This is a genomic window from Mitsuaria sp. GD03876, from assembly GCF_029840635.1.
GTDB lineage: Bacteria > Pseudomonadota > Gammaproteobacteria > Burkholderiales > Burkholderiaceae_C > Roseateles.
The window spans coordinates 82,918-104,776 of the sequence record NZ_JAOCCU010000001.1; the positions used below are offsets into that span (position 1 = coordinate 82,918).

The 21,859-nt window shown below is 69.0% G+C and carries 23 protein-coding genes and 1 pseudogene; 17 read left to right on the forward strand and 7 right to left on the reverse strand.

Features of this window, described 5'->3' with window-relative positions; all coding sequences use genetic code 11:
• Positions 1–7: 7 nt before the first annotated feature.
• The 3 genes from N5D62_RS00410 to N5D62_RS00420 are packed head-to-tail and all read left to right on the forward strand — an operon-like array spanning position 8 to position 2,036.
• Positions 8–859 (forward strand): AraC family transcriptional regulator, encoded by an 852-nt coding sequence (locus N5D62_RS00410; protein ID WP_279755339.1) that lies wholly within the window; start codon positions 8–10, stop codon positions 857–859.
• Between the two features lie 40 nt (positions 860–899).
• The gene (locus N5D62_RS00415) at positions 900–1,307 is read left to right on the forward strand and encodes a DUF2000 domain-containing protein (RefSeq protein ID WP_279755340.1); all 408 of its coding nucleotides are present in this window, start codon (positions 900–902) and stop codon (positions 1,305–1,307) included.
• Between the two features lie 54 nt (positions 1,308–1,361).
• Positions 1,362–2,036, forward strand: coding sequence for a CAAX prenyl protease-related protein (locus N5D62_RS00420; RefSeq protein WP_279755341.1), 675 nt, complete (start codon positions 1,362–1,364; stop codon positions 2,034–2,036).
• 33 nt (positions 2,037–2,069) lie between these two features.
• Here N5D62_RS00420 and N5D62_RS00425 read toward each other — a convergent pair whose 3' ends face one another.
• A complete protein-coding gene (locus N5D62_RS00425; RefSeq protein WP_279755342.1) occupies positions 2,070–2,834 on the reverse strand; it encodes a helix-turn-helix transcriptional regulator in 765 nt (254 codons plus the stop codon).
• Between the two features lie 283 nt (positions 2,835–3,117).
• On the opposite strand from N5D62_RS00425, the gene N5D62_RS00430 reads away from it, so the two are divergent.
• The 9 genes from N5D62_RS00430 (at position 3,118) to N5D62_RS00470 (ending at position 11,867) form a co-directional block, all read left to right on the forward strand.
• Positions 3,118–4,221: an amidohydrolase family protein gene (locus tag N5D62_RS00430; protein ID WP_279755600.1), complete on the forward strand. Its 1,104-nt coding sequence runs from the start codon at positions 3,118–3,120 to the stop codon at positions 4,219–4,221.
• Positions 4,222–4,418: 197 nt separating this feature from the next.
• Complete coding sequence (locus tag N5D62_RS00435; protein ID WP_279755343.1) at positions 4,419–4,898, forward strand: YiaA/YiaB family inner membrane protein; 480 nt, start codon at positions 4,419–4,421, stop codon at positions 4,896–4,898.
• Positions 4,899–4,978: 80 nt separating this feature from the next.
• A complete protein-coding gene (locus N5D62_RS00440; protein ID WP_279755344.1) occupies positions 4,979–5,422 on the forward strand; it encodes a hypothetical protein in 444 nt (147 codons plus the stop codon).
• The gene (locus N5D62_RS00445; protein WP_279755345.1) at positions 5,419–6,276 is read left to right on the forward strand and encodes a DUF2145 domain-containing protein; all 858 of its coding nucleotides are present in this window, start codon (positions 5,419–5,421) and stop codon (positions 6,274–6,276) included. Before N5D62_RS00440 ends, N5D62_RS00445 begins: the two co-directional genes overlap by 4 nt.
• A gap of 75 nt (positions 6,277–6,351) precedes the next feature.
• Positions 6,352–8,277 carry an MFS transporter gene (locus N5D62_RS00450; protein ID WP_279755346.1) on the forward strand — a complete coding sequence of 642 codons (1,926 nt, stop codon included), beginning with the start codon at positions 6,352–6,354 and terminating at the stop codon, positions 8,275–8,277.
• A gap of 249 nt (positions 8,278–8,526) precedes the next feature.
• Positions 8,527–9,042 carry a hypothetical protein gene (locus N5D62_RS00455; RefSeq protein WP_279755347.1) on the forward strand — a complete coding sequence of 172 codons (516 nt, stop codon included), beginning with the start codon at positions 8,527–8,529 and terminating at the stop codon, positions 9,040–9,042.
• Positions 8,981–9,829 carry a serine/threonine-protein kinase gene (locus N5D62_RS00460; RefSeq protein WP_279755348.1) on the forward strand — a complete coding sequence of 283 codons (849 nt, stop codon included), beginning with the start codon at positions 8,981–8,983 and terminating at the stop codon, positions 9,827–9,829. The genes N5D62_RS00455 and N5D62_RS00460 overlap by 62 nt, the downstream gene beginning before the upstream one ends.
• A 12-nt stretch (positions 9,830–9,841) precedes the next feature.
• Complete coding sequence (locus N5D62_RS00465) at positions 9,842–10,999, forward strand: hypothetical protein (protein WP_279755349.1); 1,158 nt, start codon at positions 9,842–9,844, stop codon at positions 10,997–10,999.
• Between the two features lie 13 nt (positions 11,000–11,012).
• Complete coding sequence (locus N5D62_RS00470) at positions 11,013–11,867, forward strand: abortive infection family protein (RefSeq protein ID WP_279755350.1); 855 nt, start codon at positions 11,013–11,015, stop codon at positions 11,865–11,867.
• 115 nt (positions 11,868–11,982) lie between these two features.
• Here N5D62_RS00470 and N5D62_RS00475 read toward each other — a convergent pair whose 3' ends face one another.
• Positions 11,983–12,480: a hypothetical protein gene (locus N5D62_RS00475; RefSeq protein WP_279755351.1), complete on the reverse strand. Its 498-nt coding sequence runs from the start codon at positions 12,478–12,480 to the stop codon at positions 11,983–11,985.
• Positions 12,481–12,560: 80 nt separating this feature from the next.
• Between N5D62_RS00475 and N5D62_RS00480 the strand changes: the two genes are divergently transcribed.
• The gene (locus N5D62_RS00480) at positions 12,561–14,030 is read left to right on the forward strand and encodes a sulfotransferase (RefSeq protein WP_279755352.1); all 1,470 of its coding nucleotides are present in this window, start codon (positions 12,561–12,563) and stop codon (positions 14,028–14,030) included.
• 84 nt (positions 14,031–14,114) lie between these two features.
• Here the strand turns inward: N5D62_RS00480 and cysC are convergent.
• Together cysC and tgt are read right to left on the reverse strand one after the other, a co-directional pair.
• Positions 14,115–14,687, reverse strand: a pseudogene (cysC, locus tag N5D62_RS00485) (adenylyl-sulfate kinase); the annotation flags it as partial.
• 41 nt (positions 14,688–14,728) lie between these two features.
• The gene (gene tgt, locus N5D62_RS00490; RefSeq protein WP_279755353.1) at positions 14,729–15,856 is read right to left on the reverse strand and encodes a tRNA guanosine(34) transglycosylase Tgt; all 1,128 of its coding nucleotides are present in this window, start codon (positions 15,854–15,856) and stop codon (positions 14,729–14,731) included.
• Positions 15,857–15,977: 121 nt separating this feature from the next.
• Between tgt and N5D62_RS00495 the strand changes: the two genes are divergently transcribed.
• Entirely contained in the window at positions 15,978–16,757 is a 780-nt protein-coding gene (locus N5D62_RS00495; protein ID WP_279755354.1) for a transporter substrate-binding domain-containing protein, read from the forward strand.
• Positions 16,758–16,812: 55 nt separating this feature from the next.
• Complete coding sequence (locus tag N5D62_RS00500; protein ID WP_279755356.1) at positions 16,813–17,409, forward strand: IMPACT family protein; 597 nt, start codon at positions 16,813–16,815, stop codon at positions 17,407–17,409.
• Here the strand turns inward: N5D62_RS00500 and N5D62_RS00505 are convergent.
• Both N5D62_RS00505 and N5D62_RS00510 read right to left on the reverse strand, forming a co-directional pair.
• Positions 17,406–17,744 (reverse strand): HipA domain-containing protein, encoded by a 339-nt coding sequence (locus N5D62_RS00505; RefSeq protein ID WP_279755357.1) that lies wholly within the window; start codon positions 17,742–17,744, stop codon positions 17,406–17,408. The two genes, N5D62_RS00500 and N5D62_RS00505, sit on opposite strands and share 4 nt — an antisense overlap.
• A 25-nt stretch (positions 17,745–17,769) precedes the next feature.
• Positions 17,770–18,081, reverse strand: coding sequence for a helix-turn-helix domain-containing protein (locus N5D62_RS00510; RefSeq protein ID WP_279755359.1), 312 nt, complete (start codon positions 18,079–18,081; stop codon positions 17,770–17,772).
• Positions 18,082–18,296: 215 nt separating this feature from the next.
• On the opposite strand from N5D62_RS00510, the gene argG reads away from it, so the two are divergent.
• Both argG and N5D62_RS00520 read left to right on the forward strand, forming a co-directional pair.
• Positions 18,297–19,637 (forward strand): argininosuccinate synthase, encoded by a 1,341-nt coding sequence (gene argG / locus N5D62_RS00515; protein WP_279755361.1) that lies wholly within the window; start codon positions 18,297–18,299, stop codon positions 19,635–19,637.
• Positions 19,638–19,776: 139 nt separating this feature from the next.
• On the forward strand, positions 19,777–21,060 hold the full coding sequence (locus N5D62_RS00520) for a hypothetical protein (protein WP_279755362.1): 1,284 nt from the start codon (positions 19,777–19,779) through the stop codon (positions 21,058–21,060).
• Between the two features lie 110 nt (positions 21,061–21,170).
• On the opposite strand, the gene N5D62_RS00525 is transcribed toward N5D62_RS00520, so the two are convergent.
• Positions 21,171–21,854: a PEP-CTERM sorting domain-containing protein gene (locus tag N5D62_RS00525; RefSeq protein WP_279755363.1), complete on the reverse strand. Its 684-nt coding sequence runs from the start codon at positions 21,852–21,854 to the stop codon at positions 21,171–21,173.
• Positions 21,855–21,859: the final 5 nt, after the last annotated feature.

Sequence of the window (21,859 nt, forward strand, 5' to 3'; positions counted from 1 at the left end):
GATCGGCATGGCGGACGACCACTGGATCCAGCTGCGCCGCGACGCGCGTACCGGCATCGAGACGGTGCGGGCGCATTTCACCGGTCACGCCTACGACCCGCATGGCCACGACGAACTGCTGATCGGCATCACCCAGCAGGGCGTGCAGCGATTCCATTGCGGGCGCGCGCTGCACACCAGCACGCCGGGCCGCGCGATCCTGATCGAGCCGGGCGCCGTCCACGACGGCCATGCGCCGGAGGAAGCCGGATTCACCTACGCGATGCTGTACCTGCCGCAGGACTGGACCGCGCGCCTGCTCGAGCGGCATGGCCTGGGCGGTCTGTCGGCGATCCAGCCGGCCTTCCGCGACACGCTGGCCGAGGATCGCCGGCTCTTCGACGCGATCGGGCAGGCCTTCGACGCGCTGCATGCCGGCGAGGCGCGGCTCGCTTGCGACCAGCACCTCGACCGGCTGGTCGCGCTGCTCGCCCGCCATGTGGACGCCGATGCCGCCGGCCGCCGGGGCGATTCGTCCCGCCTGGCCGAGCGCGCCCGCGAGCTCCTCCATGACCGCATGGCAGGTGACATCGGCCTGGACGACCTCGCCGCGCACACCGGCATGGACCGCTTCCGGCTGACGCGCCAGTTCAAGCAGACCTTCGGGCAGTCGCCCCACGCCTACCTGGTGGGCCTGCGCCTGCGCACGGCGCGCGCGCTGCTGGCGCGCGGTCACCGGCCGTCGGAGGTGGCGGCCGAGGTCGGCTTCGCGGACCAGAGCCACCTGGGCCGCTGGTTCCAGCGCGCCTACCGGCTCACGCCGGCCGACTACCGGCGCCGCTGCACAAACGTTCTAGACCCTGACCCGCCCTCGCCGTGACGATCGCCGCATCCCTGTTGATGCACCCCGTGCGCTCCTCATGTTCGATACGAAAGTGGCCCTCATCGTCCGCAGCGACCTCGCGACCTGGCAACGGCTGAACGTCGTCGCCTTCCTGGCCACCGGCGTGGCCTCCTCCGCGCCCGAGGCGATCGGCGAGCCCTACATCGACGCCGCCGGCCGCCGCTTCCCCGGCCTGCTGGTGCAGCCGATGCTCGTCTTCGAAGGCAACCTCGACGGCCTGCGGGCCGCGCATCGCGAGGGCCTCGACCGCGGCCTGACGCTGGTGCCCTACGTGCACGCGATGTTCTCGACCGGCAACGACGCCGACAACCGCCGCGTCTTCCTCGCCGGGGACGCGGACCATCCGGATCTTGTCGGCCTGGCGCTGCGCGGACCGAAGAAGGCTGTCGACAAGGCGGTCAAGGGTCTCACGCTGCACCGCTGAACGCTCCACGGATGTCCGCATGGCGCCGTCATCGGGCGCCGGTACATTCGCCGGATGCCATTGAGTCAAGCCGCCTGGGCCCGCATCGTCCCGTTCGTCCTGTTCATGGGCCTGCTCGCCTTGCGCGGCGCGGTGCCGGAGGACAACGGCTGGGGCTTCGATCCGCGCTGGATCTACGCGTTGAACCTGGTCGTCGTCGGCGGCGCGCTGGCGTGGTACTGGCGCGGCTATGGCGAGCTCGACCGGCAGAACCTGCCGAGCATCGGCGAGGCCGGCTTGAGCGTCGTCGTGGGGCTGGCCGTCTTCGGACTGTGGATCACGCTGGACGCGCCCTGGATGCAGCTCGGCGAGCCGACCGCCGGCTTCGTGCCGAGGACGCCTGAAGGCGGCCTCGACTGGCCGCTGATCGCGGTGCGCTGGCTCGGCGCGACGCTGCTGGTGCCGGTGATGGAGGAGCTTTTCTGGCGCGGCTTCCTGATGCGCTGGATCGCGAGCCCGCAGTTCGAGACCGTCGATCCGCGCGCCGCCGGGCTGAAGGCGCTGGTGCTGTCGACCTTCGTCTTCATGCTCGCGCACACGCTGTGGCTGGCGGCGATCGTCGCCGGCGCGGCCTACGCGTGGCTGTACCAGCGCACCGGCAAGCTGTGGACCGCCGTGATCGCGCACGCCGTCACCAACGGCGTGCTCGGGATCTGGGTCGTCCACAGCGGACGCTGGGAGTTCTGGTGAACCGACGGGCGGCCCATCCGGCCGCCTCGCCGATCAGCGCTTGAGCGCCTTGGCCACGCCTGCCGGGCGCTGCAGGTGCTTGAAGCGCTCGAACAGCCAGCAGCGCATGCCCATCACCAGCGTGAACTGACGCTTCTCCTCGTCGGGCAGCTTCTGGTCGAGCAGGTGTTGCCGCGCGAAGTCCTCGGCGACGCGCTGCAGCCGGTCGCGCAACTCGCGCGCCATGCCGGGGCTGAGCTGGCCGTGGACCAGCATCAGCAGTTCGGCGTCGCTGTCGAAGCCGCCGGCGAAGAAGTCCTGCATCACGTTGTCGCGGAAGAAGCCCATCACTGGCCCCTGCGGCCGCCAGCGGAAGGTCTTGGCGACCTGCAGCCGGTAACGGTTGAGCGGCCGCAACTCGATGATGCCGAGCCGGTCCAGCTGCGCGAGCGCGCGCGTCACGTCGGCCTCGCTCATCCGGTAGGTCGCCACGATCTGCTCGAAGCTCCACTGGCTCAGGCAGCAGATGGCGGTCAGCAGCAGCTTCTCGTCGGCGACGACCTCGCGTTCCTGCTGCAGCGTCAGCTCGCGGCGCAGCGGCTGCGACTGCGCCAGGCGCTGCGAGAGCTCGGCGAAATCGGTCTTGAGCACGCGGCAGATCTCATCGATGCGCGAGAGCGGCATCTCGCCGCCGGCGGCGAACATGCGCTTCACGCTGGATTCGGAGAGGTCGAGCTCCTTGGCCAATTGCGCGTAGCTGACGCCGGACTGCTTCAACTCGGCCTTGATGAGGTCGATCAGGGATTGGGTGCTCGCCATGGGGGCGAACGGTAGCGCAGTTCGGTAGCGCGGCGCGACACCCGATGGCCCGCGCCGCGCTACCGCGCCGGTCGGATCGCCTCTCGGGCCGTGATGCTGCCGACCATCGCGCCCGTCTCCACTTCCCCGGGCGCCGACCATGCTCCGACGACGTCATCTCCTGTGCTGCGGCGCCGCCGCGGCGGCGGGTCTGTTCAGCGCGCTCGCGGCGGATGCCGCCGGACCGTGGCGCAATCCCTGCGGGCACCCGGCGGCGCCCATCCCGGGCGTCGATCCGCAATGACTGGAACGGACCTGGGAGGGCCTCGACCCCGCGCAGCTCTGGGACGTCCACGCCCACCTGATCGGCACCGGCGATTCGGGCTCGGGCTGCTGGATCGCGCCCTCGCTGTCGCAGTGGTGGCATCCGGTCGAGGTCGCGCGCAAGCACGCGATCCTCAACGGCGCGTGCGTCGACGCGCGTGCCGTGGCCTCGGCCGACATCGATCGCGCTTATGTCCGGCGGCTGACCGCGCTGGCCGATGCCTTTCCCGAAGGCGCGCGATGGCTGCTCTTCGCTTTCGACGAGGCCGTCGACGAGACCGGCCGCCGCCGTCCGGACTGGACGACCTTCCATGTGCCCGATGCCTACGCCCGCGCGATCGCGGCGGAGCGGCCGGACCGCTTCGGCTGGGTCGCGAGCATCCATCCGAACCGGGAGGACGCCCTCACCCGCCTCGATCGCGCGATCGCGGGCGGCGCGCTGGCGCTCAAGTGGCTGCCCAGCAGCATGGCCATCGACCTGCGCGACCCGCGGCTGCGCCCCTTCTACGACCGCCTGGCGGCCGCGCGGCTCCCATTGATCGTCCATTGCGGCGAGGAGCACGCCGTCCCCGGCGCCGGCCGGCAGGACCTGGGCAACCCGCTGCTGCTGCGCGAGCCGCTGCGCCACGGCGTGCGGGTGATCGCGGCGCACTGCGCCTCGCTCGGCCTGGCGATGGACCTCGACCTGCCCCGTCCCCGCCCCGCCCAGGCCTTCGACCTGTTCGCCCGCCTGATGGACGAGCCCGCCTGGCAGGGCCTGCTGCTGGGCGACGTCTCGGCGATGTTCCAGTTCAACCGCCGCCCCGAGGTCTGGCGCACCGTCCTTCGCCGCCGCGACTGGCACGACCGCCTGCTGCACGGCTCCGACTACCCGCTGCCGGGGGTGCTGCCGCTGGTCCGCCTGCCGCAGCTGGTCCGGGCCGGCGTGCTGGACGAAGTCCACGTCGCTCCTTTGGGGGCATTGCGGGATCACCACCCCCTGATGTTTGATCTCGCCCTCAAGCGGCTCGCCCGGTGGCAGGGGGACGCGCTGGGCACCGAGGTCTTCGCGACCGCCCGGCATTTCTCCCCGCCGCCGGCCTGAACCGTCCCCGGACCCGGCGGTAGCACCGATCGATACCGCCCCAGGCGGCGCGCGATACTCGCCGCGAATTCACCGGGGGCCCCGGGGCGAAGGCGACGACAGTCGCGCCATCGCCACCGGACACCACCACCCAAGGGGCGACAACGACCCCGATCACATCCCGGTCCCGCGACCGGTTTCACAGGAGGAATCTCGACATGACCACCCCGTCCATCCGCATCCAGCGCGACACCCAGGCCTGGCGCTATCAGGTGTGGATCTCGTTCGGCATCAGCGTGGCGCTGTGCGCCATCGGCCTGGCCTGGCTGCCGGGCGCCGACCTGGACCGCGCCTTCATGGTCATGGGCTACGTGTTCTGCCTGTCCACCGCGTTCGCGCTGTCCAAGTACATCCGCGACAACCAGGGCGCCCGCACCGACACCCCGATGTGGGGCCTGGTCGTGTGGTCCGGCTTCGCGCTGGCCATGGGCCTGACCGGCTGGGGCCTGTACCGCATGGAGATCCAGCCCGTCTGGAAGGCCTACCTGCTGGTGTGCTGGCTCTACCTGATCTCCAACGTGTTCACGCTGGCCAAGATGCTGCGCGACGCCCATGAGGCCGACCTCGCCGACGCCCGCCTGCAAGGCCGCCGCGAGGCCCACCGCGACGCCGCCGTGGCCGCCGCGGCCGCCGAATGAGCGTCCGGCGCCCTCGCCTTCGCCCTCGTTCCCGGCCTTCCCCGTTCCGACCTGAAGTCCCGCTCCCCAGGAGTCACTCCATGCGCGCCCATCGCGTCCTTCTTTCCGTCCTGACCGCCGCCGCCCTCGCCGTCGGCACCGCCGGCGCGGCCCGCGCCCACGGCGGCCCCAGCGAAGCCAGCGTCGTGCTGTCCGCCCTGCCGGTGGCGATCTCGGTCGTCGCGCCGTCGGCGGTGCTGGTGGCCGGCGCCTCGCTGGTGGTCGTCGCGGTCGAGACCACCGCCCGCGGCACCGTCTGGGTGCTGCAGCGCGCCTCCGACGGCGCGCGCATCAGCGTCGAGTTCTCCGGCAAAGTCGTCGCCACCGCCGCCAACTCGATCGGCACCGCCGTCGTCGTGACCGCGATCAGCACCGGCTACGTGCTGTCCGCCGCCGGCGAGGCGATCGCCTTCATCCCGAACGAGGTCGGCGCCTCGCTGCTGCACAACGAGCGCATCACCGACAAGGACCGCGTGACGCGATGAGCGCCCGCGCCGCCTTCCCGTCCGCTCCGGCGCCCGCGGCCGCGAAGGCGTTGCTGGCCGCCGCGATGCTGGGCGCGCTGCTCGCCGCCGCGCCGGCCCACGCCGGCCGGGCCTGCGAGGACAAGCCCCCGACGCTCGACCAGATCCGCCGCGGCATGGACCTCGCGCAGGCCACCGCCGCCGCGCTGGACCGCAGCGGCGCCGACGTCGTGCTGCTGGCCCGCGCCGGCCAGGACCTGAGCGAGTACGGCCTGCGCTGGTCGCATGTCGGCTTCGTCTACCGCGACACGGCGGGCACCGGTGCCCAGGCCCGCCCGGTCTGGCGCGTGGTGCACAAGCTCAACGAGTGCGGCACGGCGCTGTCCGACCTCTACCGCCAGGGCCTGGGCGAGTTCTTCATGGACAAGCCCTTCCGCTACGAGGCCGCCTTCTCGGTGCTCAAGCCCGAGCTGCAGCAGGCGCTGCTGCCGCTGCTGCGCGAGAACGCGCGCGCCGCCACGATGCATGCGCCGGCCTACAGCATGGTCGCCTACCCCTGGTCGCGCCAATACCAGCAGAGCAACCAATGGGCGCTGGAGACGCTGGCCGCCGCCGCCGCGCCGCGCGAGGTCACCAACCGCGCGCAGGCGCAGGACTGGCTCAAGCGCCAGGGCTACCAGCCGTCCGACCTGCGCCTGTCCACCGCCAAGCGGCTGGGCGCGCGCGTCGGCATGGCCAACGTCGCCTTCGACGACCATCCGTCGGCACGCCGCTTCGCCGGCCACATCGAGACGACGACCGCCGACACGATGTTCGACTGGCTGATCCGCGGCGGCTACGGCCAGCCCGTCCAGGCCGTGAAGGCCACGCCCTGACACGCGACTGACGGACACTCCCTCGTCCCCGGTCCTCCCCGTTCCTCCCCGAACTTCCACAGCGAGCCCTCCCCCATGAGCGACGCCCAACACCCCAGCCAGTTCGCCCTCCTGGGCCAACGCCGGTTCGCCCCGTTCTTCTGGACGCAGTTCCTCGGCGCGGGCAACGACAACCTGTTCAAGTTCGCCTTCACCGTGCTGGTGACCTACCAGCTCAATGTCAGCTGGCTGCCGGCGGCGCAGGCCGGGCTGGCGATCGGCGCGCTGTTCATCCTGCCGTTCGTGCTGTTCTCGGCCACCAGCGGCCAGCTCGCCGACAAGTACGACAAGGCGCGGCTGATGCGCTTCGTGAAGAGCCTGGAGATCGTCATCATGGCGCTCGCCGCGCTGGGCTTCTACACGACCAACGTGCCGCTGCTGCTGGGCTGCGTGTTCCTGATGGGGCTGCACTCCACGCTGTTCGGGCCGGTGAAGTACGCCTACCTGCCGCAGCACCTGAACGAGCACGAGATCACCGGCGGCAACGGCATGGTGGAGATGGGCACCTTCGTCTCGATCCTGCTGGGCAACCTGGCGGGCGGGCTGCTGGTGGCCGCGCCGATCGTCGGGCCGCAGCACGTGGCGATCGCCTGCGTGGTGGTGGCGGTGCTGGGCCGCGCGACCGCGCAGGCGATTCCCGCCAGCCCGTCGACCGATCCCGGCCTGGTCATCAACTGGAACCCGGCCACCGAGACCTGGCGCAACCTGAAGCTGGCGCACGGCCAGCTGGCGGTGTTCCGCTCGCTGCTGGGCATCTCGTGGATGTGGTTCTTCGGCGCGGTGTTCCTGGCCAACTTCCCGGCCTTCGCCAAGGAGGTGCTGCATGGCAACGAGCAGGTGGCCTCGCTGCTGCTGATGGTGTTCTCGATCGGCATCGGCGTGGGCTCGCTGCTGTGCGAGGTGCTGTCGCGCCGCCATGTCGAGATCGGCCTGGTGCCGCTGGGCGCGATCGGCATGAGCATCTTCGCGATCGACCTGTACTTCGCCTCGCGCGGCCTGCCGCCGTCGGCGCCGCTGAGCGTGGGCGCCTTCCTGGCCAATCACGCCCACTGGCGGGTGCTGGCCGACCTGTGCCTGCTGGCGCTGTTCGCCGGCCTGTACAGCGTGCCGATGTACGCGCTGATCCAGATGCGGGCGCAGCCCTCGCATCGCGCGCGGATCATCGCGGCCAACAACATCCTGAACGCGATCTTCATGATCGCCAGCTCGATCATGGCCGGCGCGCTGCTGGGCGCGGGGCTGTCGATCCCGCAGCTGTTCCTGGTGGTGGGCATCCTGAACGCGGTGGTCGCGTTCTACATCTTCCTGGTGGTGCCGGAGTACCTGCTGCGCTTCTTCGCTTTCGTGCTGTCGCGGCTGGTCTACCGCTTCAAGGTCCAGGGCGACCGCCACATCCCGGCGCAGGGCGCGGCGGTGCTGGTGTGCAACCACGTGAGCTTCGTCGACGCGGTGCTGCTGATGGCGGCGAGCCCGCGGCCGATCCGCTTCCTGATGGACCACCGCATCTTCAAGATCCCGGTGCTGGGCTGGATGTTCAAGCTGGCCAAGGCGATCCCGATCGCGCCGCAGAAGGAGGACCCCGCGACCTACGAGGCCGCCTTCGCCGCCGCGCAGGCGGTGCTGGACGACGGCGAGCTGGTGGGCATCTTCCCCGAGGGCGGCCTGACCCGCGACGGCGCGCTGCAGCCGTTCAAGGGCGGCGTGATGAAGCTGCTGGAGGGCCGGCCGGACCTGCCGGTGGTGCCGATGGCGCTGCAGAACCTGTGGGGGTCGTACTTCTCGCGCGTGGAGCAGGGCGCGGCGATGGTGCGGCCGTTCCGGCGCGGGATCTTCTCGCGCGTCGGGCTGGTGGCCGAGGCGCCGATCCCCGCGCGCGACGTGACGCCGGAGCTGCTGCGCGAGCGCGTGGCGGGCTTGCTGGGCGAGGCGGCCGCGGTGGCTGGCCAGCCGGCGAAGGCGTGAGCTGAAGTACAGTCGCGACCAACGCGCCGGTGAGACAACCCTTAATGGGCGCCCCACGGTGTAAAGAGCGAAGGCCTCCGCAAGGAGGCTTTCTGCTATCCGCGATCCGAAGCGCTGCTGCAATGCTCAGTGGAGCATCAATGCTGCCTACGGGTCGACCCTGCCCCGAAGTTGGGTGTCGATGATTGCCCGGCACCAAAAGACCCATTGCTAGACTCGCCAAAAATGGCAGTCTCGAAGAAGCTCTCCATGACTCAAGCCGCCAGCCGTACGGGAGGCCGTACAGAATTTGCAACCGAAGCGGACTTTGTTGAACGTTTTGTCGGCAAGCTCTCGAAAGGTCGGACCTCGTTCGGCAAGGTGCAGATCACGCAGGAGTGGGACCATCGCGCGGGCTTCGTCGATGTCCTCGCTCGACATCGTCGCAAGACTCTGGTGGCCTTCGAAGCCAAGCTGGACAACTGGAAACGAGCATTTCATCAGGCGTATCGCAGCACTGCGTACGCCAACAAGTCGTACGTCATCGTCCCCACACATGTGGCCAATAGAGCCCTGAGGGATCGAGACGAATTCGAGTTGCGGGGGGTGGGACTATGTTCATTCGACGGGAAGTCCGTGCAGGTGCTCATCGAAGCATCCGAGCAGGACGCACTATTGATCTGGCTGCGCGAGCAGGCGCACGAGCACTTCGACGCGCTCGAAGATGAGCTCGCAACTGAACCTGGATCAGGTCGCCGCGCAGCTCTGCCAGCAATGCGGATTTGAGTTTCGCGGACTCCTGGGAAAGGGCGCGTTCAAGAGCGCCTACTTGGCCGTCCATCAGCACTACCCGTTCGCGCTGAAGATCGCCGCTGTTTCGGGCGGCGCCGACCGCCTCATGCGCGAGGCTGAGGCACTCAAGGAGTGCTCTCATCCCTCGATTGCTAAGCTACTCCAGGCGTTCTCATATGCCTACGGGCCGCATCAGCTGTGGGTTGTCTACGAGGACTACCTTGGCGGAGGCACGCTTGAGTCACGTCTGAGGATTTCACCGCTGACTGCGCACGACGTCCGCAGCATCGGCATACGGCTGGCCGAGGTGCTCGGCCATCTGGACGACAAGCGTCTGGTGCATCGAGACATCAAGCCCGCGAACATCATGTTTCGTGGCGTCAACGATGTGGACCCGGTTCTCACCGACTTCGGCATTGTCAGGATGCTGAATCAGCCAACGTTGACTCAAGCCTTCATGCAGATGGGGCCGGGGACGCCGGCTTATGCGGCTCCGGAGCAACTTACCAACGACAAGTCGCTCATCGACTGGAGAACTGACCAGTTCGGACTAGGCATCGTGTTGGCGGAGTGCTTGTTGGGACACCACCCATTCCTGACTCAGGGTCAGAGCATTAACGACGCGATCCACAGCGTTGCTGCGCGGCAGGAGGTGCCGGCTATCAATGCTCAGCGGCTCAGAGAACTTGGATTCGACAGCGTCACCCGAGCTCTGCGCTCGTGGCCGATCGCGCGGTTCCGAAAGCCCATCGAGTTCGTCGACGCTCTTATGCGCAACTGAGGGAGCAACATCATGGCCGCCTACCTCCAACAAGGCCACGCCTCTTGGAACCTATTAGAGGAACCGGACATTGGGACCTACACCGGCATGGTGCTTAGCCCAGTCAACGATGGTCCGTCCGAAGTTGCCGCCGGGCTGCGCAGACTCGGTGACCTACGCCCCAACATTGAGGTCATTCTCGATCCGCAGCTGTACAACCCGGCCGTAGACAAGGGGCTGATGGATCGGTGGGCCTACTTCACGTCGGATTTCGCCACTGCCAACCACGGTGATGCTGCTTGGTGGACTCAGCGCGGCGTTGCCGTCGCAGATCAGGCTGCGGAGCTCGGCGTCGACGCGTTGTGCTCGCCGGCGATGTTTCCAAAACACTTCGTCGATGACTACTACAGCCTCGTGGTGGACATTGCCGACGCAACTCGTCAGTACGCAACCGCTCAGGGTCTCGAGACGCTGCTGACAGCCATCGTCAGCCTTCGCGACCTCGCAAATCCGGCACGGGCGCTCGCGATCGCATCGATCCTTTCTCGCAGCCGCTGTGACCGCATCTATCTCACGTTCTTGAACGAGGAGGTGCTGCAGCAAAGGGACCCGCTACACGAGCCCAATGGGCTTCCCACGGCAGTCCACCTAGTTCGACTTCTATCGAGCTACATGCGGGTGCACGTCGCGTTCGCGGCTCATGACGCCGTGATGTGGAAGTACGCCGGTGCAGCCGATGTCTCCACGGGCAAGTTCATGAACCTTCGGAGGTTCTCTCCTGGCCGGTGGGAGGAGGCGCAAGGGCGCGGAACGCAGACTGCGTACTGGACCGAGGGCAGTCTGCTGACGCTGCTGCGTCCTGCAGACGTGGCTCTACTACGAAGGAATGGATGGTTCGACGGTCGCGATCTCTCGGACAACCCTGCAAGTCTTCGCATCACGGACTTGATCGTCAACGGATCGAAAACACTTTGGGTGAAAGAGTCGTGGCTGCAGCACCTCCGCTGCATCAGCAACTGTGAAGCACAGTGGAACGAAGGACCAGATGCGGCCGAAGCATTCCTCGTCGAGTCGGATCGACTGTGGGGCGACATCATCGACACGCGCCGATTGCTGCTTCAAGACCGCCAGAACAACGGAAATCATGTGCGCCACTGGCTGAACGCTGTTCGAGAAGGCGGCCGGCGTTAGGAGGATCAATCAGATGAAGAAACTGATCCCTGCACCGGTGCTATCCCTGGTCGCGGACTTTGTCGCCGACCAGGAGACCCACGCCAGCCTGGACAGCCTCTTCACCTATGCGGAAGCGCCGGGCGATCCTCCGCCAGGCAGCAAGCCAGTGAAGGCGCTCACTTGGCTGCGGGCCACCAACAAGGATCACCCTGAACCTCTTTCAGTACTGGGGCGGATCATTCACCAGTACATGGAGGCGCCCGAGGTAGCTCAGGACTACAAGTTCGACGATTTGGGGGGGGACGAGCCTGAATGGAGCGTCAAGAAGCGCGAGACGGTGCGGAGGATCGAAGCCGCGCTTGCTAAGTATGGGCTTCAATACCGAATGGGCGGCCACATCACCGACGGCGGGATGGCGCCCAGCAAGACATTGGGCGAACTTATCCACGGGCGTGACATGCCTGCCATTCATCGGGAGTTTGACCGGGCGATGGAATCAGTCGAGGCGAAGCCTCGGGACGCAGTGTCCGCAGCTGCGAACGTACTGGAGTCCGTGTTCAAGGTCTACATTGAAGACAATGCCCTGACCATGCCAGACAAGCAAGACCTGCAGCCAGTCTTCAAGGTGGTGCGAGCCCATCTTGGGCTCGATCCGGCAAGCGTCGAGGACCAGGACCTCCAACGCATCATCACTGGGCTGTTCTCCGTGGTCGACGGAATCGGTGCGTTGCGAACGCATGCCAGCAGCGCTCACAGCGAGGGCCGGAAAAGCTACAAGCTCGAGCCAAGGCACGCACGGTTGGCCATCAATGCTGCCCACTCAGTGGCCACATTCATTCTGGAGACGTGGGATAAGCGGGCAACTGCGCAGCGTTCGACCACCTAGTAGGGCCGCGATCCCTTTAAGCCAGTTCGGGCGGGCGATTGGGATTGCCCTTGCCGCCGCGCTCGAAGGACCGCGTCGCTGGTGGCACCGTCGCGAAGGGGACGAAGACGGTTCCTCACCCCCTCCGCGCCCGTAGCATCACGCGCCGGACCCGCAGCCGGATCGCCCTTGCCGAGCGCCACACCGCGCTCGCGCGCACCCAGGCCAGCAGGCCGTCCTTCCACACCGTCCAGCGCGCGTGCAGCCGCGCGAACCACGGCAGGCTCATCAGCGCGGGCTGCGTCAACGCGAAGATCCGCGCCACGACCGCCGTGCCGACGACCTTGGCCAGCACGATGACCGCCAGGCCCAGCCCCGGCCGGCCGATGCCGATCAGCCACAGCGCCAGCAGCTTGACCGGCAGCAGCAAAAAGCCCGGCAGGAAGAACACCACCAGCGCGACATAGGGCGGCAGCCGCCGCACCAGCGCCTCGAGCTGCCGGAACACCGGCAGCCGGCCGATCGCCGCCATCCACCGCTGCAGCGGTTCCCAGCCCCATTCCTCGAAGAGGATGACCAGGGCCAGCACCACGCGGACCAGCCAGCGCAGCGGCGCGAGCATCGACTTGAACATGGCCGGGATCATGCCAGGGCAGCCCCCGCGACCCCCATGCCAGAATCGCCGCCCGCCCCTCGACGGCCCGAGATCCCGCCATGCAAGACCCCGTTTCCCCGCTGCGCGACGCCGCCCTCGACCACCTGTCCGCCGGTCGGTCGACGCAGGCGATCGCCGCCTATGAAGCGCTGCTGCGCGTCACGCCGGGCGAGCCGGACGACTGGTTCAACCTCGCCTGGCTGCAGCGGTCCGGGCGCGACTTCGACGGCGCGCTCGCGTCCTACGACCGCGCCCGCGCGCTCGGCGCCGAGGGGCCCGAGGAGATCCACCTCAACCGCGCCGTGATCCTGACCGAGGACCTGCGCCGCGAGGACGAGGCGATGGCGGAACTCGAGCGCGCGCTGGCGATCGCGCCGCGTTTCCTGCCGGCGCTGGTCAACCTGGGCAACCTGCACGAGCAGCGCGGCGAACGCGCCCAGGCGCAGCGCCGCTACGAGGAGGCGCTCGCCGTCGAGCCCGGCCATGCGCTGGCGCTGTCCCGGCTGGTGAACCTGCGCCGCTTCGAGGCGGCCGACGATCCGCTCATCCAGCGCCTGCGCCAGGCGCTCGGCGTGCGCGGCCGCCATCCGGCCGAACACGCCGACCTCGCCCACGCGCTGGGCAAGGCGCTCGACGACGCCGGCGCCTACGACGAGGCCTTCGCCGCCTACGCGCACGCCAACCAGGCCGCCCGGCACGCCCACGGTCCCCGGCCGCTGCGCTACGACCGCGCGGCGCATGAGCACCTCGTCGACGCGCTGATCCGCCAGTCCCGACAGCCGGTGCCGCCGTCCCGGGACGACGCGCCCGCGCCGTCGGCGTTCATCTGCGGCATGTTCCGGTCGGGATCGACGCTGCTCGAGCAGATCCTGGGCAGCCATCCCGGCGCGACCGCCGGCGGCGAGATCGACCTGCTGCCCGCCCTCGCCCAGCGGCACGTGCTGCCGCCGCTGTCGCACCCCGACCAGCCGCTGCCCGCGGAACTCGCCGAGCGGATGCGCCGCGAGTACCGCGACGGCGTCGCGCTGCGTTTCCCCGGCGCGTCGCTGCTGACCGACAAGCGGCCGGACAACTTCCTGTTCATCGGGCTGATCAAGCAGCTGTTCCCCGACGCCAAGATCCTGCACACGCGCCGCGCGGTGCTGGACAACTGCCTGTCGGTGTTCTTCCTGCACCTGGGGCCGTCGATGTCGTACGCGCTGGACCTGGAGGACATCGCCCATTGGTACCGGCAGTACCGCCGGCTGATGGCGCATTGGAAGTCGCTCTACGGCGACGACATCCACGATGTCGACTACGACGCGCTGGTCACCGACCCGCGTCCGCAGATCGAGCGCGCGCTGGCGCATGTCGGGCTCGGCTGGGACGACGCCTGCCTGGACTTCCATGCGAGCAAGTCGACCGTCGCGACGCCCAGCAACTGGCAGGTGCGCCAGCCGCTGTACCAGCGCTCGTCGGGCCGGTGGCGGAACTACGAGCGCCACCTCGGCGCGCTGCGCGCGGCGCTGGGCGAGTTCGCGGACGAATGAAGCAGGACGGCGTGACGGGGATCGCCGCGCGGCGATGAACGCGCCACGGTGACCGTGGCCCGGTGAACCCGCCGCGGGCGGCGCTCAGCCGCCGAAGATCCCGGCCGCGCGCAGGCGCTCGAACACGGTGTCCGCCGCCTCGTCCGGCGACACCGTCGCGGTGCGCAGGCGCAGCTCAGGCGCCTCCGGCGGCTCGTACGGCGAGTCGATGCCGGTGAAGTCCTTCAACAGCCCGGCCCGCGCCTTGCGGTAGAGGCCCTTCGGATCGCGCTGCTCGGCCACGGCCAGCGGCACGTCGACGTGCACCTCGAAGAACTCGCCCGGCGCGAAGCGCTCGCGCACCGCCTGGCGGTCCTGCCGGAACGGCGAGATCAGCGCCACGATCACGATCAGCCCCGCGTCGGCCATCAGCCGCGCGACCTCGCCGACGCGGCGGATGTTTTCGACCCGGTCCGCCGCGGCGAAGCCCAGGTCGCGGTTCAGCCCGCCGCGCAGCAGGTCGCCGTCGAGCAGGTAGGTGTGCAGGCCGCGTGCATGCAGGCGTTGCTCGAGCCGGTCGGCCAACGTCGACTTGCCGGCGCCGGACAGCCCGGTGAGCCACACCACCGCCGGCCGGTGGCCCTTGAGCGCGCCGCGCGCGGCGCGGTCCAGCTGCAGTTGCGGGGCGAAGGGCGCGGCGCCGCTCATCGGGCCGGTCCTCAGATCCCGCGCGCGCGGTCCGCGAGGAAGCGCTGGCGGAAGCCCTCGAAGTCGCCGGCGTCCAGCGACTCGCGCACTTCCTTCATCAGGTTGAGGTAGTAGTGCAGGTTGTGCACGCTGGTCAGCATCGGGCCCAGCATCTCGCCGCAGCGGTCCAGGTGATGCAGGTAGGCGCGGCTGAAGTTGGCGCAGCAGTAGCAGCTGCAGGTCTCGTCGACCGGGCGCTCGTCGGCCTTGTAGCGGGCGTTGCGCAGCCGCAGGTCGCCGAAGCGGGTGAACAGGTGGCCGTTGCGCGCGTTGCGGGTCGGCATGACGCAGTCGAACATGTCGACGCCTTGCCGCACGCCCTCGACCAGGTCTTCCGGCGTGCCCACGCCCATCAGGTAGCGCGGCTTGTTGTCGGGCAGCTGGTGCGCGATGTGGTCGAGCACGCGCAGCATGTCGGCCTTGGGCTCGCCCACCGACAGCCCGCCGATCGCGTAGCCCGGCAGGTCCAGGTCCTTGAGCCCGGCCAGCGACACGTCGCGGAGGTTCTCGAACATGCCGCCCTGCACGATGCCGAACAGCGCGTTCGGGTTCTGCAGCCGCGCGAACTCGTCCTGGCAGCGCTTGGCCCAGCGCAGGCTCATCTCCATCGACAGCCGCGCTTCCTTCTCGGTGGTCAACTGGCCCTTGGTCTCGTAGGGCGTGCACTCGTCGAACTGCATGACGATGTCGCTGTTCAGGATCGTCTGGATCTGCATCGAGATCTCGGGCGTCAGGAACAGCTTGTCGCCGTTGACCGGGGAGGCGAACTTCACGCCCTCCTCGCTGATCTTGCGCATCTCGCCGAGCGACCAGACCTGGAAGCCGCCGGAGTCGGTGAGGATGGGCTTGTTCCAGCTCTCGAATTTATGCAGGCCGCCGAACTGCTTCATGATGTCCAGGCCCGGCCGCATCCACAGGTGGAAGGTGTTGCCCAGGATGATCTGCGCGCCCATCTCCTCGAGCGAACGGGGCATCACCCCCTTGACGGTGCCGTAGGTGCCCACCGGCATGAAGATGGGGGTCTGCACGACGCCATGGTTGAGCGTCATGACGCCGCGGCGGGCGCGGCCCTCGGTCTTGAGGAGTTCGAACTTCAGCATGGGCGCGATTATCGGGCCCCCCGGTTGATGGGGTCCGTGGGGGGCTGGCGCCGCGCGGGGCCGGCGTAGACTGGGCCGCCCCCGAAGCCCGCCCCCCGCCCGCCCTCCCAGGAGATCGTCGTTGAGGACCCCGATCGCCGCCCTCGCCGCGTCGGCCGCGCTGGTCGCCGCCGCGCCCGCGCTTGCCTGCGGGCCGTACACGGTGGGCTTCTACGAATACAGCGCGCTGTACTACCGCGACGCGCAGGGCCACTGGGCCGGCATCGACAAGGACGTGGTCGACGAGATCGTTCGCCGCAGCGGCTGCCAGCTGGTGCCGCGCACCGAGTCGCGCATCCGCATCTGGGCGCAGATCGCCGCGGGGCAGCTGGACATGACGGTGTCGGCGCTACAGACCAAGGAGCGGGAGCTGCTGGTCGAGTTCATTCCCTACGTCGAATCCAAGCAGTTCGTCGTCATGCGTCCGGCGCTGGCGGCGACGCTGACCACGCCGGCGGCCTTCCTGGCCGACCGTGCCCGGCGGGTGATCGTGGTGCGGGGCTACGTGTTCACGCCGACGGTGGAGTCCTGGATCACGGCGATGCGGGGACAGGGCCGGGTGGACGAGGCGCCCGACCAGACGACGGCGATGCGCATCTTCAAGGCCGGCCGCGGGGACGCGGTGGTGCTGGGCGCGCACACGCTGGCGACGGCGCGGCGGGCGGATCCGGTGTTCGCCGGCTACAGCGCGCTGTCGTACGCGCCGCACGAGCGCAGCATCGGCGCGCTGGCGCTGTCGCGGCAGCGGATCCCGCAGGAGGACCGCGACCGCATGCGCGAGGCGGTGCGGGAGATGGAGCGCGACGGCTCCCTGGAGATCATCAAGAAGCGGCACCTGGCGGACCTGTCGGACACGCCGTGACCCGCGAGCCGGTCCAGGCCCGGGCCCGCCGGCGTGCGACGCGACAATCGCGCCCATGCCGTCGAGCCTCGCCGCCCCCGTCCACGCCGAACTGATCATCAAGAAGAGCCGCTTCCTCGGCTGCGTCGAGGCGGTGCCGGACCGCGCGGCGGCGCTGGCGCGCGTGGCGCAACTGCGCGCCGAGCATCCGGGCGCCGCGCATGTGTGCTGGGCGCTGATGGCGGGCGGGCAGTCGGCGGCCAACGACGACGGCGAGCCCGGCGGCACGGCGGGCCGGCCGATGCTGGAGGTGCTGCGGCACCAGGACCTGGACGGCGTGCTGGCGACGGTGGTGCGCTACTTCGGCGGCGTGAAGCTGGGCGCGGGCGGCCTGGTGCGGGCCTACACGGACGCGGTGGCGCAGGCGCTGCTGACCGCGGAGAAGGTGCCGATGGTGCGGCTGAAGACCCTGCGCTGCACGCTGCCCTACGCGCAGGAGGGGCTGCTGCGCCGCGAGGCGGGGAAGGCCGGCGCCGAGCTGGTGGATGTGGCGCATGGCGCGCTGGTCGAGGTGACGCTGCGCGTGCCGGAGACGGCAGCGGAGGCGTTCGTGGCGCTGCTCAACGAGGCCGGGCAAGGCCGGATCGGGTGGTTGCAGCCGCCGGAGGACTAGTTGCCTCCCAGGCAGCGGCGCACGTTGCCACCGACCGCGGTGCCGATGGCCTGGCGCGTCGCGCGCCGGACACCCTCGGCGTCCAGCATCTGGTCCAGCCCCCGCGCGGCGTCGCACATCGCGTCGATGACTTGCATCCCGGCCTTGGGCGCGATGTCGCAGGCCGCTGCCAGGCGCAACAGCTGATCGCGGCCCGGATGCCTGGCCTCACCCATCACCGAGGTCTGGTGGTACCCGCCCGGGCCCACGTTGAATGTGAGGTCGAATGCCGGCGCGAGTTCCCATTCCATCCGCCGATTCATCCGCAGGGCGAAATTCTTCGTATGGGACCCCATCCTCGAAAGACGACATCGACCTTGTTCATGATTTCCTGGCCCGCGCCCGTTTGGTTTGCGGCTGTTCAAGGCGCTCCAGGTCGGCAATGCTGAGCGCCACGCCCGGCTTGAAGACCTCACCGAGTTCGTGGACCAACGAGAGCACTTGAAGCACCTTCACCATCGACAGCACCGTGGCATTGCCTCCGGCCTCGAGATTCCTGACGGCATTCACCGCGATGCCGGCGCGCATCGCAAGGTCTCGCTGGGTCCATGACCTCGATAACCGCTGCTGGCGCAGCCGCTCTCCCAGCTCGGCCTGGATCTGCGCGGCGGATGCCAATCTGAAGTCGATCACTTAATTGTCCTTTTAAGGGCGCTTAACTCGTATTTTTGCACTTAAGCGCCCTTATAAGGACATTTATTCCTGCCGCCCCATCGTCGTTCGGCGGCATCGGGGCGCGCGCGGCACGATGGCGGGCGCCACCGCTCCATCGCCCATCCACGAAGCCTGCCTCCCTCGCGCAGCCTAGAATCGCCGGCTGTTTTCCCCACTTCCGCGCGAGATTGCCCGTGGCCGCAACCATCCTCCAAAAGATTCCCGCCGGCGAGCGCGTCGGCATCGCCTTCTCGGGCGGCCTGGACACCAGCGCCGCGGTGCACTGGATGCGCGGCAAGGGCGCCATCCCCTGCGCCTACACCGCCAACCTCGGCCAGCCCGACGAGTCCGACTACGACGAGATCCCCCGCAAGGCCAAGGCCTACGGCGCCGAGATCGCCCGCCTCGTCGACTGCCGCGCGCAACTCGTCGCCGAAGGCATCGCCGCCATCCAGTGCGGCGCCTTCCACATCAAGAGCGGCGGCGCCACCTACTTCAACACCACCCCCCTGGGCCGCGCCGTCACCGGCACCGCCCTGGTCGTCGCGATGCGCGACGACGGCGTCAACATCTGGGGCGACGGCTCGACCTTCAAGGGCAACGACATCGAGCGCTTCTACCGCTACGGCCTGCTCGCCAACCCCGCCCTCAAGATCTACAAGCCCTGGCTGGACCAGACCTTCATCGACGAGCTCGGCGGCCGCAAGGAGATGAGCGAATACCTCATCGCCAACGGCTTCGACTACAAGATGAGCGTCGAGAAGGCCTACTCGACCGACTCCAACATGCTGGGCGCGACCCACGAGGCCAAGGACCTGGAGTTCCTCAACAAGGGCATGCACATCGTCAACCCGATCATGGGCGTGGCCTTCTGGAAGGACGACGTCGCGATCAAGGCCGAGACAGTGACCGTGCGCTTCGAGGAAGGCATCCCCGTCGCCCTCAACGGCCAGCAGTTCGCCAACCCGGTCGAGCTGTTCATGGAAGCCAACCGCATCGGCGGCCGCCACGGCCTGGGCATGTGCGACCAGATCGAGAACCGCATCATCGAGGCCAAGTCCCGCGGCATCTACGAAGCCCCCGGCATGGCGCTGCTGCACATCGCCTACGAGCGCCTGGTCACCGGCATCCACAACGAGGACACGATCGAGCAGTACCGCATGAACGGCATGAAGCTCGGCCGCCTGCTGTACCAGGGCCGCTGGTTCGACCCGCAGTGCCTGATGCTGCGCGAGACCGCCCAGCGCTGGGTCGCCCGCGCCATCACCGGCGAAGTGACGCTGGAGCTGCGCCGCGGCAACGACTACACGATCCTGGACACCGCCAGCCCCAACCTGACCTACGCGCCGGAACGGCTGTCGATGGAAAAGGTCGAGGACGCCGCCTTCACGCCGGCCGACCGCATCGGCCAACTGACGATGCGCAACCTGGACATCGCCGACACGCGCGACAAGCTCGGTGTCTACAGCCGCTCGGGCCTGCTGGGCAAGCACTCCGAAGGCTCGATCCCGCTGCTGACCGGCGGCGACGAGTAAGCCCCGCGAACGCCTCGCCACGCGGCGGGGTTCGCCACGAAAGCCGCCAGCCCTGGCGGCTTTTTTTTTCGCCGGGCCGCCGCGCGAAGGCGCGATGCCGACACTGATCGGGCTTCTTCGATCCTGGAAGGAGTTCACGATGAAGCGTTCGCATGCCCTGTCGACCTGGGCCCTCGCGCTGGGCAGTGCCCTGGCGGCATCCACGGCCGGCGCGCAAGTCCCGGCCGGCGGGAAGCCCCCGGTTGAAAAGGCCGCCACCGACGACTGGCAGCGCTGGGGCGGCACCTGGGTCCGCCTCGAAGCCGACGGCCACCTGAGCTGCCTGAGCTTCGACGCCACGAACTGCGCGTGGAACGACAGCGTCGCGGATCCCAAGAAGACGGCCTGGCCGATCCAGCCGCTGGTCTGCGGTCCGCGGCACCTGGCCTCCACCTGGAAGCTGACCGGCTACAACGACTACGGCGGCGCGAGCGACCGGCATTGGTGCCGTTCCGCCTACGCGTCGCTGTTCGCCAAGTGGGAGGACTACCGCATCCTCGGCGCGGACAAGCTCGTCGCCGCGACACCCTCCGGCGACCTCATGTGCCACTCGACCGACGGCAGCACCTGCTCGGATCCCGCCAAGGTGGATCTCGCCAAGGTCCGCGAGACGCCGGTCCATCCGCTGGTCTGCGGCGCGCATCACCGCCGCGTGCACGGCAACGACGGCTACGACCAGCCCGGCCACTGGTGCCAGCTGCCGAAGATCGTCCAGCGCCACGTCCCGCGCGCGGACATCGCGATCGCGCCGGACGTGGACGCCGTCTCGACGGAGGCCTGGAAGGCGGACGACGAACCGGCCGTCATCGTGCGCGCCACGTTGCCCGCGGGTCGGACCTTGGCACTGACGACGAACGTGCGCCCCGATCAGCTCTGGTGGAGCAGCGTGACGGGCGGGATGGTCGACGTGATTCCGGTCGGCTTCGAATTCGGGCGTCAGTTCCGCTTCATCGCCGGCAAAGGCGCCTTGGATCGCCACATGGCACCGCCCAACTGGAAAAGGCGGCGCCTGGCCGGGGACATCGTCGCGGCGATGAAGGTGACGCCCGGCGGACGCATGTGCTTCTTCGGTACCGCCGCGGACGCCCCGCGGGACGGCGGCTTCATCGCGTCGGGCGCCGGGATCGGCAGTTCGGCGGGCCTCAGGGACTGGAAGATGCGCCTGGTCACCTTCCCGTCCAGCCCGTTCGACCTCCATGCAGGGCCACCCTCTCAGGCCAACACGCTCGATCCCCAGGTGGCCTGGCAACTGGATGACGGCACCGCCACGATCCACGAGATGCTGATGGTGGCGGCCCGCCACGTCCCGATCGAAGGCGACCTGCACGGCGGCAGGCGCAAGGTCTCCTACGCGCAGGGATGCGACGACGATCCCCGGCCGTGAGGCGCTGAACGGGCGCTCCGGAACGTGACGCCCTGAAATGACGAAAGCCGCTGATCGCTCAGCGGCTTTTTCGTTTCGGCGGGGCGGCGGCGCCCCGTCCAGGCCCGGCCTCAGCCGCGGCGGCGACGCGCCAGGAAGCCCAGCGCGCCCAGGCCCGCCAGCATCAGCGCGTAGGTCTTGGGTTCCGGCACCGCCGGCACGACCACCGAGCGGTTGACGTTGGTGTTCAGGAACTCGGCGCGCAGGCCGGTGTAGTTGCCGCCGGCCGTCGCGATGTTGTTCACGACGAATTCCAGCGTGTTCAGGCCGGCCACGAAACCGGTCGTCGCGGTGAACGCGGTCCAGTCCAGGAAGCCCTTCTCCGCGCCCAGCGTCGAGATGACGTGGCCGTTGAGCAGCACCGAGCCGTTGTTGTCCGCCGCCCAGCGGCCGCTGAAGGAGGCGGTGCTGGCGTCGAAGCCGCTCAGGTCGAAGGTCAGCGTCCACTTGAACACGCCCGAGGTCGAGCCGGTGTCGAAGACGTCGTTCTGGTTGGCCGTCGGGATCAGCCACGACGACGAGGCGTTGTTGCCCATCCAGGTCGGGAACGGCGCCTGGTTGCCGTCGGTCACGTGGCCGTTGCCGGCCAGGCCGGTCGACGCGCCCGCCACCACGCTGAACGAGTAATGGCTGTCGACCGCGCCGGCGCCCAGGCCCGCGCCGGTGTTGACCAGGCCGTCGATGGTGGCGGCGCCGGCCAGGCCGCTGAACAGGGCGGCAGCGGCGGCGATCGAGGTGCGAGCGAACAACGTCATGGAGT